The organism is bacterium, from assembly GCA_030655055.1.
Classification (GTDB): domain Bacteria; phylum Edwardsbacteria; class AC1; order AC1; family EtOH8; genus UBA5202.
In genome coordinates this window covers 1-13,379 of the sequence record JAURWH010000212.1, presented here as the reverse complement: position 1 = coordinate 13,379, position 13,379 = coordinate 1, and the positions used below count along the sequence as shown (strand labels likewise).

The 13,379-nt window shown below is 55.4% G+C and carries 6 protein-coding genes; all 6 read left to right on the top strand.

Translation table 11 applies throughout. The annotated features are described in order from the left end of the window. Positions 1–252: hypothetical protein (locus Q7U71_09870; GenBank protein ID MDO9392065.1), on the top strand; the 252-nt coding region annotated here is incomplete at its 5' end. Between the two features lie 418 nt (positions 253–670). Further along, entirely contained in the window at positions 671–4,639 is a 3,969-nt protein-coding gene (locus Q7U71_09865; protein ID MDO9392064.1) for an immune inhibitor A, read from the top strand. A 256-nt stretch (positions 4,640–4,895) separates the two neighbouring features. Beyond that, positions 4,896–5,096, top strand: coding sequence for a hypothetical protein (locus Q7U71_09860; protein ID MDO9392063.1), 201 nt, complete (start codon positions 4,896–4,898; stop codon positions 5,094–5,096). Positions 5,097–5,333: 237 nt separating this feature from the next. Then, positions 5,334–8,183: a S8 family serine peptidase gene (locus tag Q7U71_09855; protein ID MDO9392062.1), complete on the top strand. Its 2,850-nt coding sequence runs from the start codon at positions 5,334–5,336 to the stop codon at positions 8,181–8,183. A 552-nt stretch (positions 8,184–8,735) separates the two neighbouring features. Further along, positions 8,736–12,941: a C25 family cysteine peptidase gene (locus Q7U71_09850; GenBank protein ID MDO9392061.1), complete on the top strand. Its 4,206-nt coding sequence runs from the start codon at positions 8,736–8,738 to the stop codon at positions 12,939–12,941. A gap of 165 nt (positions 12,942–13,106) precedes the next feature. Further along, the coding region (locus Q7U71_09845; GenBank protein MDO9392060.1) for a hypothetical protein at positions 13,107–13,379 on the top strand (273 nt) is incomplete at its 3' end.

Sequence of the window (13,379 nt, the reverse complement as noted above, 5' to 3'; positions counted from 1 at the left end):
GAAGAGGCCTTTGGTCTGCTGGCCCACCATTATTACCGGGCCAACAACTGGGAGCCGGCCTTCTTTTATTCGGTGGAGGCCGGGGACAAGGCCAAGAAGGTCTACGCCAACCAGGAAGCCTTGGCCCACTACGACCGTTCGCTGGAGATCTTTGACAAGATGGTGGAGGCCGGGATGCTGCCGGAGCTGACCAAGCGGATAGAGGAGGAGATCAAGGCCGAGGAGGCCAAGAAGGAGCTGGGGAAGAAATAGCAGGAAACGGAACACCGATTTCTCCTCCCACGAAATCCCACGAAAAAACACCAAAAATATGATATTTACATGGTAGGGGCGATAGGAAGATTTTCCCTTTACATAGCCACGACCTTAAGGTCGTGGCTATGTGGTTAATATCTACATCACTTTAGTGCAAAGTGCAAAAAATACATTTCGGCAACTCATTGCAAATCAATACTGTGATAAAATAAACGGTAAAATATTGCATTTTATATAGTTTGTTGAGACACGAGGCCTGGCTTTGTTTAAAATTATTGTACAGCTAACAATAATTAAATAAATGACTTAGAAAATATGTATTGCTACGGTTTGAATTTGGTATATTAATTGCATATTAAGTAAAGCAGTAATCAAATATAAACTAATTTATAAACAGGAGAAACACATGAAGAGCATGTCCAAATGGTTAGTGGTTCTGGCTTTAGTGGTTTTGGCAGCCAATGCCTTTGCCATTCCTGCCAACCCCCGGCCTCGTACGCTCACCCAGCCCGACGGCAGCAAATTCCAGGCCGTGTTAAAGGGCGACGAACATTTTCATTTTGCCGAGGATGCCGAAGGCTATTCCATCGTGCAGAACGAAAAAGGCTTTTGGACCTATGCCAAGCAGGAGAACGGCTTGCTGGTTGCCACCAATCTGGTAGTGGGCAAAAGCGCCTGTGATTATGCCAAGCACCTGCGGCCCAGCGCCGATGCGGTGCAGGCCCTGCCCCAGAACGCCAACAAGCTCATCAACTGGTCGGTGGAGAAGAGGCATAAAATGTCCACCGACTTCCTGTACGGCCCCGGCCTGACCAAGGCTAATCCCTCCAAGGCCGCCAGCGGCCGGCAGTATCTGAACGTGGTGCTGGGAGACTTCTCGGACAGCACCTTTGCCTGGTACGCCGCCACCGAAAAGGCCGGCCAGAACCCTTACAATCCGTTTCACTATGATTATACCGCCGCCAACAACCATAACTTGTATACCGTAAACTGGTTCAACTTTGTATGCTTCGGCGATTCTATTGCTCCCTACGTGCCGGACTCCTCGAAAGTAGGCTCCCTGAGCAACTTCTACAAAGATTTTACCATGGGCAAATGCTGGTGGTTTGGAGCGGTCTCCCCGGTGATAGCCACCGGAGTCACAAGGCTGGCCAGCGTCAGTGCTGACGCACCGTCCTCCACCTATTATAATGCTGCCTTAAGCGGCGCCGACGCCTCTATCGATTTCGGCTCCAACCCCAACGGCACGGCCGACAACCTGATCCTGGTACATCCCGGCCCGGGGCAGGAAGAATCCTCGGACACCAAGGATATCTGGTCCATGTCCATGACCGGCAGCTTCGGCACCCGCGACGGTGTCTCCATCACCGAGCTGATCGCCTGCCCCCAGAACGGGGAGTTGGGCGTGAACGCCCACGAGTTGTTCCACCAGATCGGCGGCCCCGATCTTTATGACTACGGTTACTCCGGAACCCCTTGGGGCGAATGGTCCTTAATGGACAACGGCTCCTACAACGGCAATCTGGGCGGCGACAAGCCGGCCTTCCCCGGCGGCCACCTGCAGTATGACGTGGACGGCCATATCGAGACCGGGATCGACGGATGGCTGACCGCCGGAGCGGCTGGCAACACCGATTCCATCTCCAGCGCCTACCGCGGCGACGGCCAGTATACCATTGCTGCACTTGACTCGGCCGGCGAAGCCCGCCGGGGCAATGTCACCAGCGGCATCCGGTTCTGGCGCATTCGCAACAATGCCTTCCGCGATTCCGCCCAGGTGTTCTTTGTTGAACTGCGCAACCGCACCCCACCCTACGAAGAGGGCCTGCCCGAGAACGGAATCATCATTACCCACATCGATACCCGCATGGGCGGAGGCTCGCGCTTTAATGACGGCCCGCCCTGCGTCAAATATTATTATTCCTGGGTGGAACAGCCCGGCATCAACCCCAATATTGCCTATGCCGCCGCCGACAGCATGTTCCCGCGCGGATGCGCCAATGCCGCCTACTCGGCCCAGGATATCAGCGCCGGCGGATATGCCGAGAATGCCATTGACTCGTTGACCATTCCCAACTGTCTGGCCAACGGCGGCCTGGTTGGCGGAACCGCCACCAGAAACGGCCCCTGGATCTACGACGTCTCCAATGAAGGCCCCACCATGACATTTAAGGTGGCCCGCACCGGTCTGGTTGCCGCCACCCCATTGGTAGGCTATCAGTCATCGTTGGTGCTGGATCCGCCAATGTTGTATACCGCCAACAACGGCAATGCCATGTTCGACCCCTGGGAATACGATACCGTTAAGTTTACTCTGCGCAACACCGGCGCGGCCATCTCCGCCGGAGCGGCCTGCTCATTGTATGTGGTGGACGGCACCCAGTGGGCCACCATCACCAATTCCGGCTGGAAAGCTTTGGGCGCCGGCGCCATCGCCACCAATGCCAGCGTTCAGAGCCTGGGCTATGGGGTTGAGATCAAAAAGGACGCCCCCAAGTTTTATGACGTAACTTTTGCGGTCAAGATCAGGAGCACCACGCCGTCTTATACCACTACCAGCTATTTCACCCAGAGGATCAGCGGCTTGGTGGTGGTCAAGACCTACGACTTCCAGAATCTCCGGGTGGGCGGAACCACCTATGCCTACAGGATCTGCCCCAGCTCGGTGGCTGTATTGGCTGACACCGTGTTTATCAGCAATGCCAACCTGGACAACGCCACCTTCCAGACCCGGCTTTATGCAATACCCAAGAAAACCCTCAACAATCCCTTGCTGCCGGCCGATACCATCCGTTCCATCAACAACAAGGGTTCTGTCCATTTAGCCACAATGTACGGCGGCGGAATTGACATTGACAATTCCAAGAACCTGTGGATATCCCTGCAGGACTCCGTCATCCAGATCAATCGTTCCACCACCAAAATATCGGCTTTCTTAGCCCCCAACTGTTCCTGGGGCGGAACCCCGATGAAGCGCATCCGGGGCATAGCCTTTGGACCGTCGGTGATAGACACCATCGGACCCGATCCAATGTCCGGCGACTCGCTGTATGCCTACTGGCAAAACTATGAAACATTCTCCGAATCAATATTTGTTTACAGCAAGCCGGCCTCGGGAACCGCGGTCAAGCGGGCCGGATACAGCTGGGACGAGACCGCCTATGGCGCCACCTACGGCGGCCAGTGGTGGAACGGCCGGGCCCTGGAAAACGACGGTTCCAGCATCTGGTCCTCCTCGGTGTTCATGAACTATTTAATGCGCCGGAATCCCATCACCGGCCAGCTGGTTGACATCATGCCCGGACCGTCCAACTACGGCAGCTACGGTACCTACGGAATGGCCATTGAAGCCACCAATGCCGCAGGCGTGCCTTATGCCCCGGTGGGCTCGGCGGCCTACGTTCCCTATGCGGTGGGCAACGTGCACTATCTGTACTGCTCCGCCATGGACGAGGCCAAGGTTTACAAGGTAGACATCACCGGCCTGGTTGCCTCCACTCCGCCCGACAGCGTAGTGATATTCACTTTGTCTGCCACCAGCAACAAGATCAAATGGTGGAAGGCCAACGTTGACAAGCAGAAGGTCTTCCGTTACAACGTGTACAGACAGGTACTGGGAACCACCACTCCTCCGGAAGCCAGCGACCTGATTGCCACGGTAACCCATCGCTATGGAGCCGGCGTGGCAGACAGCGTAATCGACAACAGCGCCAAGGGCGGCAAGGCTGCTTGGGTCTATACCGTAACCTCGGCCAACTATTATTCCGGCGGATCATGGGGCGCCTCGGTCAATGCCGACGCCAAGGCGGTTGAGCTGACCAGCTTTGCGGCTGCAACCTCCAACAACAGCGTTACCCTTAACTGGGCCACCGCCTCCGAGCTGAACAACTACCAGTGGATCATCAAGCGCTCGGCCGACGGCGTGAATTACAAGGATGTGGCCACTTTGGACGGGGCCGGAACCAACCCCTACGGCAAGTCTTACAGCCATACCGACGTGGTGGAAGCCGAAGGGATCTATTACTACCAGCTGTATAACGTCAACAGCGACGGCCACCAAACCCTCTCCGGTTCGCTGGTCGAGACCGTGGGCAAGATCCCGCTGTCCTATGAGCTTTCCCAGAACTATCCCAACCCGGTCGGCCGCGGCGCAACCAAGGTCTCCTTTGCCTTAAAGAATCCGGGCAAGGTCAGCCTGGTGGTTTACAATGTGCTGGGCGAGCAGGTTAAGACCCTGGCCAACGACACCCGCAAAGCCGGGTTCTACACCGTCAACTGGAATGGCACCGACGACAAAGGCCGCCAGGTCTCCAACGGGATCTACTTCTACAAGCTGATCTCGGGAGAGTTCCAGTCCACCAAGAAGCTGACGGTGCTGAAGTAATCATTTAGCTTTTTACACATATCAAACCCCCCCGCCTTTGGCAGGGGGGTTTGATGTAAGGGGAGGGTAGAAAGACAGGTTTTATTGTCAGTGACAACCGGTAGTTGCATCTTCTGATAAGCGTTACACAACAGGGTTAATTAAACAATTGTCCCTGTTTTAAGTGCAACAAGAAACTGTAGAATATATGGGGATAAATTGTTCTTCGTTAAAATACATTTAACAAGTCATCCATTAAAATCACATATAACTAACAATGGCTAAAAGACGAAAGATCATCGGTGAGATAATGGTCTCCCTGGGTTACGTAACGCTGGAACACATCAACAAGGCCCGCTGGCAGCAGATGCAGGGGACGGGCAAGCGCATCGGCGAATGCCTGGTGGACCTGGGGCACACCACCCACGACGAGGTGCACCGGGCTCTGCAGGTACAGGAACTGGACCCGGCGGAGTAGACCCTTTTGCCCACGAAAACGCACTAAAAGGGAAATAATTATTTAGTGTTCTTTCGTGTCTTTAGTTGGCAGGGTTACACCGAAAAAATAAAACAATTAGTGTCATTTAGTGTTTTTAGTGGGATGGCTCCCCGGTAAAAAGTAAATAAATATTTAGTGCCCTTTCGTGTTGTTAGTGGGCAGGATCCCCGGTATGTTCAAGTCATTAACCAAAATTAACATAGAGGACATCAAACAATGAAACGAGTTCTGTCGGCAATGTTCATCCTGGTATTGGCCGTTTCCCAGGCGCTGGCTACCGATCCCAGTGTGCTTAAGATGCGGATCGGCGCATTCTCCACCAAAAGCGGGATGCCTTCGTACAAGAACCTGGGTCTGGAGCGGACGGCCAAGGCCGACGGCCCGGACTATTACATCGTTCAGTTCACCGGGCCGGTGCTGGACGCCTGGCGCGACCAGGTGGTAAAGGCCGGGGGCAAGGTGTTCGATTACCTCCCCAACTACGCCCACATCGTCAAGATGACCCCGGCGGTCAAAGCCGTGGTGGAAAAGATGCCCATGGTCCAGTTCGTGGGCTACAACCAGCCGGCCTTTCGCATCAGCCCCAAACTGCTGGAAGCCCCGACCCCGTATTCATTGGATGAGCCGGGACGGATCATGCTCAACATCGTTACCTTTGAAGTGGCCGACGCCAAAGGGGTCAGGGAGCGGATCACCGCCAAGAAAGATGTCCGTTACCTTCAGCACGGCGAGAACATCGTACAAGTATCCATTCCGGCCGACCAGTCAATAGAGATCGCCAAAGAGATCGCCAACTACCCCGAGGTTTACTGGGTTGAAAGATATTTCCAGCCAACTTTGCACAATGCCTGGAGCCGCTGGATCAACCAGAGCCTGGACTCCACCGGGATGCGGGCTGCCGTAGATTCCTGGAAATCCAAGCTTACCATGGCCACCGCCGACGACACCCTGAAAATGCCCATTTACAAACGCGGATTGTACGGCCAGGGGCAGATCGTGGGAGATGATGACACCGGAATGGATTGGGACAACATCTATTTCCGGGACGGCGCCGGTTTAAAACCGATCTACGACAAGGATAAGGACACCATCATCGAGGCTACTAATGCCCACCGCAAGATCGTAGGTTATAACGTCATTTCCGATACCTTTGACCTGACCTCCTCGGGCCACGGCAGCCATACCAGCGGCTCCATCGGCGCCGACAGCCTGGGCTGGCTGACCACCCAGGCATCACTGCCCCGGGCCATGGGCATGGCTCCCAAGTGCCGGATAGCCTTTACCGATATCGGCGGGGCCAGCGATGCTTTAGTTTTGCCCACCAACTACGCCGACATCTATATCTGGGAATATAACGCCGGGGCCAGGGTCACTTCATCCTCCTGGGGGCAGAGCGCCGGGGGAGCCTCCAGTTATACCATAAACTGCCGGCAGTTGGATACATTGGCCTGGGCTCATCAGGACCTGGTGATGTTCCGTTCTGCCGGTAACGACAATACTTCAGGCGACAGGGTGAACTCGCCAGCTACTTCCAAGAACATTGTCTGCGTTGGCGCCAGCGAATCAGGGTTCGGAGCCGGGGCCACCACTTGGGCGGTCAACGGAACTACTGACCGCAATGAGCTTTTGGATATGGCAGAGTTCTCATCCCACGGCCCGACTGACGAAGGTTTGAGGAGACCAGCATTGGTGGGCTGCGGAGGGTGGTACATCTGGTCGGTTGAGTCTGACGGAGATTTGACCACCAATAATACCGGTATTTTAACCATGGGCGGAACCTCCATGTCCACGCCCACCATGGCCGGCATGGGCGCCCAGGTGCGGCAATATCTTACCGAAGGCTGGTGGAAGACAGGAACCAAGGTGGCCGGCGACGCCATAGCCAAGCCCACCGGTCCGTTGATGAAATCTCTGATGATGCTGTCCACCCGGAACTTCAACGGCGCCTATTCCATAGACGCCGTCGGCCAGACCGGTACCCAGAACGTGCCCTCCCAGGGCCAGGGCTGGGGCGGAGTGGTGCTGGATGATGCCTTGTATTTTGCCGGCGATGCCCGCAAGCTGAAGATAGACGACACCAAGAGCTTTACCACCACCGGGCAGACCTATACCTTTACTATTAGCACCGGTACTTCCACCACCGAACCGTTAAAGATCGTGCTGGTATATTACGATTATCCCTCGGCTTCGCCATCCACCGACATCTCGGTCAACAATCTTAACCTGACCGTCACCGACGGCACCAATACCTACCTGGGCAACGTCTTTGGCCAGCCGGCCAGCAACGGATTTTCCATCACCGGCGGCACCGCCGACACTGTGAACCCGGAGGAAGTGGTCTGGCTGGCCCCGGCCTCATCCAAGGCCAGCAGGACCTTTACCGTTACCGTTACCGCCGCCGCCATCAACCGCGGGCCCCAGCCTTTTGCACTTACCGCTGCCGGCGACATCATCGCCAGCACCAGCTTCCGGGATGCCCTGGCGGTCAGCTTTGCCGGCATGAACCTGATGGCTTCCTCAGATGGCGTGAACCTTACCTGGCGGACCGAGAGCGAACAGGAATGTTTGCGCTGGGAAATAGAGCGGTCGGAAAATGCCGATCAGGGATTTGTCCAAGTCGGCAAGGTTGACGGAGGGGGAACCACCTCCCAGCCGAAGAACTACAGCTACACCGATAATTCCATCACTGCCAAGGGCGAGTATTATTACCGGCTGGCCGAGATCGACGCCAACGGAAACACAACTTACTATGGTCCGATGAACATAGGCTTTGGCGGGGACATCCCGGCGGCCTACATGCTGGCCCAGAGCATACCGAACCCGACCATGGGCAGCACCAACATCAGCTTTGCCCTTAAAAGATCGGGGAACACCAGCTTGAAGGTCTACAACATCGCCGGACAGGCGGTGAAGACCCTGGTCAACGAGAATCGCCAGGCCGGCAATTACAGCGTTGACTGGGACGGCAGGGACGACCAGGGCCAGAAGGTTTCCAACGGGATATATTTGTACCGGCTGATCTCGGGAGACTTCCAGGCCACCAAAAAGATCACGGTACTAAGGTAAACTATAAAACCTACTGTACTTTGGCAAAACCTGAAACATTGTCATCTTGAGATTCCCTCCCTGCCTGACAAGCTGAAAGATGGCATTGTCCCCCCTTTCGTAAGTAGGGCAGATAGCCATTTTCACTTTGGCAAACTCAGTGCATCGCTCAAGGCAGGCCTTCAATTTGTAAGGCCGGGAGAATGTCTCAGGGTGACAAAGGCGGTTGAATTGGTACTAGTGCCAAAGTCCAGTAATCATTTAAAAACCTCCCCTTTAAACAGGGGAGGTTTTTTTGTGCTTTCCTCAAAAAAATGGCAATATTTACATTGCGCTCTGCATATTTTGCACGACAGTAAGATGCATATTCATAAGACTTTATACTAATATCAGCTATTATTGATCAAATTCAGTCAGCAATGTTAATAGTAGGAAAAACCAGCAATCTCCGGCAAAAATGATGCCAGTACATTCTCTTTGACCACAACGGCTTATAAGTATTTAAATTGAACATTATATGTTATTGCTTTGGTCTAAAAATTGCATAATAGTTCTATAACATCATAAAAACTAATGAACCAATATATAATAATCCTTTCGCTGCTGTTTTCAGTCAGCCATTGCCTGGCCTTTGAAACGGTGGAGTTCAAAGACCCTTGGTCCAAGCCCGGGGTCAACATCAGCAAATCCGGCAAGGGCGGCCTGGAGCTGACCTTCTCGGTCGGCCAGTATATGCTGGAAGACAAGCTGGTGGACGGCAAATCTGCCAAGGCCATAAAAATGAACGGCTCAATGCTGCCCATCGGGGCGGGATATCCCGACCTGCCGGTGGTCAGCAACTACGTGGCGGTGCCCAACGGAGCCAAGCCCAAGGTCACCGTGCTTTCGTACCGCGAGGAAATATACCAGAACATGGAGATCGCCCCGGGAATGGAGCTTCCGGCCGACCTGGACAAGTCGATAAAGCCGCTTCAGAAAAGATCCTCTACATATTCCAAGGACGAGTTCTTTCCCGGTGATTTTGTCATTACTTCCGATATCCAGAAGATGAGGGGGGTGGACGTCTTAATCCTTTCCTTTGCGCCGTTCCGCTATAACCCGGTCACCAAAGAGCTGGTGGTCCGCCGGGACATGAAGGTCAGCGTAACCTTCGAAGGAGGCAAGGGCGAGTTCGGGGACGACCTTTACCGGCACCCGATGTTCGAACGGATATTGCAGCAGAACATAGTTAACTACAGCTCCATCCAGCCCAGCCAATATACCCAGATCCACGATATATCTACGGCCGCCAAAACCTCCGGCAGCAAGGAGGCCGGGGAGTTTGAATACATAATCATCGTTCCTGACGATGCCGGCTTTAAATCCTGGGCGGAGACCTTAAAGCAGTTCCGGAAAAAGCAGGGCATAAAGACCGGTATTTTCACCACCACCGAGATCGGCGGCAACACCCCGGCCATCCTGGAGGCCTTCATCGACAACGCCTATAATACCTGGACCGTCAAGCCGCTGGCAGTGCTTTTGATGTCCGACCTGGGCTCCACCAGCAAGGCTTACGGCGTCACCTCCTCGCATTTCATGGACCATCCGGACGCATTATACCCCGACTACGTTTCCGATAATATCTTTGCCGATCTGGACATCACCGACGCCGCTTCCGAATGGAGCAACGGCGGGGCGCCGGAACTGGTGTTCACCCGGATGCCGGCCCAGACCGCGGCCCAGTGTTCCATCATGGTAATGAAGATCATCAATTACGAAACCGCCCCGCCCTCCGCCGGCAGTTTTTATGACCTGCCGCTTTCGGCCGCCGGCTGGCAGGACGAGCGCTGGTTCGGGATTTGTTCCGAGATCGTGCGCGGGTTCTTAAAGAACAAACTGGGCAAGACCACCCAGCAGCAGTATGCTCTGGTGGATGAATACGGCCCGGCCGGAGGGGATCTCTGGTCCACCACCGATCCCAGCGCCCTGGTTTCGGCCTACGGCCCGTCCGGGGAAAATTACATCGAGGCCACAGTGCCTGCGGGCATGGACTGGAGCAGCGGCACCGGAGCCGGGGTGGTAAGCGCCGTCAACAACGGCACCTTCATGATCATGCACCGCGACCACGGCAATTATGCCGGATGGGGGGAGCCGGCCTTTACCATAGCCAACATTCCCAGCCTTGCCAACACCGACCAGACCTTTGTCTTTTCCATGAACTGCCAGACCGGAGCCTTTCAGCACCCCACCATCCAGACGTTTTCCGAGATGCTGCACCGCAGCCAGTACGGGGCGCTGGGGGTGCTGTGCGCCACCGAGACGTCGTATTCCTTCGTCAACGACGCCCTGATCATGGGCATCATGGACGGGTTGTGGCCCAGTTTCAATTCAGCCAACAACTGGGACGTGCCCGATGCCGGCGCCGGCCAGACCTATCAGAAATATACCGAGGACCTGAGGCCGGCCTTTGCCCTGGCCTCCGGAAAATGGCATTTAATGACCCAGTCTTATACCGACCCCATCATGCCGTCCTATTTCAAGGGATTCACCTGCCAGTTGTTCCACGTCTTCGGGGATCCCTTCATGACCTTCTGTTCGCAGATCCCGGACACCTTTAGGCTGAGCTTCAGCTCCGCCATTTCCGCCGGCAGCCAGACCTTCTCGGTCAACGTCAGAAACCAGGCCGGGGCCAACGTGCCGGGGGCTTTGGTGGGCCTGTACATGCCAACCAACTCGCCGGAGATCGTGACCTCAGGGCTTACCGATGCCGAGGGCAACGTGTCGTTCACCATCAACCCCCTGCTGGACGGACAGCTCTTTGTCACCGCCACCAGGTCCAACTTTGTGCGGCTGGAAACTTCGGCCGAGGTCATCAGCGGACCCCCGTCCCAACCTGCCGTAATAAAACTGTTCTCCGGCGCCAAGCTGTCCGACCTGAGGCCGTATCTTTCCTTTGTCTCCACCGACCCCCAAAACAACCCCATAGATTACCGGGTGACCTGGGACACCACGGCCTACTTCCTTCCGGACTCCCGGGACAGTTTCACCACCGGCGCCTATGCCAGCGGCGTCCCGGCCGCTTTCCAGTTCCCGGCCAGCCTTACCGCCGGGCGCACCTACTGGTGGAAGGTGAAGGGCCGCGACCCGGAGGGCACCAACATCTTTGGGCCCAGCAGCGAACCCCGATCCCTGACCATCGGCGCCGATATCCCGGCCGGCACGGTCTGCTGGTGCCACACCCACGGCAGCCAGTTTGCAAGCGATGTTTACAGCGGTTCGGTGGCGGCCCAGGGCGACAGCGTGATCCTGACCGGACTGCCGGGGGGAAGCGGGGTCTTGCTGAGTGAAAGTTTTGAGGCCGGAGCCGGCCTGCCTGCCGGATGGAGCACCAGAGAAACCAACAATAACGCCTTTGACTGGACCATAGGCACCAGCACCGGCGTGGTCAACGTTCCGCCAAATTACGGCGCCTATTACGCTTATGTCAGTTATCCCACCAAAGGGAAAGTAACCCGCGATGCGGATGAACTGATAGCGCCTTTTGTTTTGGTGCCTGCGACCGCCACCGATCTCTCACTTAAATACGGCCTGGGCTACAACTATGCCCAGGCCGGTGACAGCTTGAGCGTCTGGGTTAGGTTCTCGGACAGCGGGGCCTGGACCATGCTCCGGTGCTTTACCGCCGACGTGGCCTCCTCCACCGACTCCATCAACCTTGCCGCCTACCTGCCCCAGGACAGCATCCAGTTCATGTGGCGTTTTTCCTCCCCCGGCGGAAAAACTGGAGAGGACGGGGCCATAGACAATATCCTGGTTTCCTACCGTTATGGCAGCGCCAGCCTTTCCGGCTCTTTGACCACCGGCCCCATATATTACAATGACATCACCAGGGCCGAGACTGTTTCCCGCCTTTCCTATAAATGGGGACAGGTCCTTTGGCGCAAGAAGACCGCCGCCGACTCCATAGGGGTGCAGATAGAGTACTGCCAAAGCGGAAGCTGGTCACTGGTCCCAGATGCGGTGCTGCCCAATAACTCCAAGGTCATCTTCAACCAGTCCTCGGCGGTGGACAGCGTTTCACTGGCAACTTTGGACACCCTGATATACGACAGCCTGCGGGTGATAGCCCGGTTGTACCGGCCGGCCGGAAAGGCCTCCGCCGATCCGGTGCTTTACGACATAGAGCTGGGTCGTCCGGGTTACGTTTCGCCGATGGCGGTCTGCCTGTCGTACTTTGCCGCCTTTGTCCAGAATAACGGCATCATTGTTCAATGGCGGACCGAGAGCGAGCAGGAATGCCTGCGATGGGAGATAGAGCGGTCGGAAAATGCTGACCAGGGATTTGTCAAAGTCGGCACGATTGAAGGAGGGGGAACGACCTCCCAGCCGAAGAACTACAGCTACACCGACAATACCATCACTGCCAAGGGCGAGTATTTTTACCGGCTGGCCGAAGTTGACAACAAAGGCAGCAAAACATACTACGGTCCGATGAACATAGGCTTTGGCGGGGACATCCCGGCCGCCTATATGCTGGCCCAGAGCCAGCCGAACCCGGCCAAACAGTCAACAGTGATCAATTATCAATTATCAAAGCCCGGCCATACCAGCTTGAAGATATACAACATCGCCGGGCAGGCGGTAAAGACCCTGGTCAACCATCCCCGCCAGGCCGGCAATTATAGTGTTGACTGGGACGGCCGGGCCGACCAGGGCCAGAAGGTTTCCACCGGGATCTACTTGTACCGGCTGATCTCGGGAGACTTCCAGGCCACCAGGAAGATCACGGTGCTGAGATAAATGCAGAATGGATAAAAAACTTTGGCTGAGAGCGGATATTTTTATTGCATGTTCCCGTAAAAAAATGTTAACATATGAACAAATGTCCGACCATTTACAAAGCGCCGGCAAGCATTCACTATCAGGAAAATAACACTAATAAACCATATAAAGGAAGACCCAAAAATGAAACGTTCGTTTGTGGCCGCATTATTGGTACTGTTTTCAATCAGCCATTGTTTGGCCTTTGAAACGGTGGAGTTCAAAGACCCATGGTCCAAGCCCGGGGTCAACATCAGCACCTCCAGCAAAAGCGGATTGGAACTTACTTTCTCCGTCGGCACATACATGCTGGAAGACAAACTGGTGGACGGCAAATCGGCCAAGGCCATCAAAATGAACGGTTCAATGCTGCCGATCGGGGCGGGATATCCCGACCTGCCGGTGGTCAGCAACTAC

Excerpts from the sequence above, each read along its gene's own strand:
- Q7U71_09865 (MDO9392064.1), top strand. The coding sequence starts at position 671 with ATGTCCAAATGGTTAGTGGTTCTGGCTTTAGTGGTTTTGGCAGCCAAT.
- Q7U71_09860 (MDO9392063.1), top strand. The coding sequence starts at position 4,896 with ATGGCTAAAAGACGAAAGATCATCGGTGAGATAATGGTCTCCCTGGGT.
- Q7U71_09855 (MDO9392062.1), top strand. The coding sequence starts at position 5,334 with ATGAAACGAGTTCTGTCGGCAATGTTCATCCTGGTATTGGCCGTTTCC.
- Q7U71_09850 (MDO9392061.1), top strand. The coding sequence starts at position 8,736 with ATGAACCAATATATAATAATCCTTTCGCTGCTGTTTTCAGTCAGCCAT.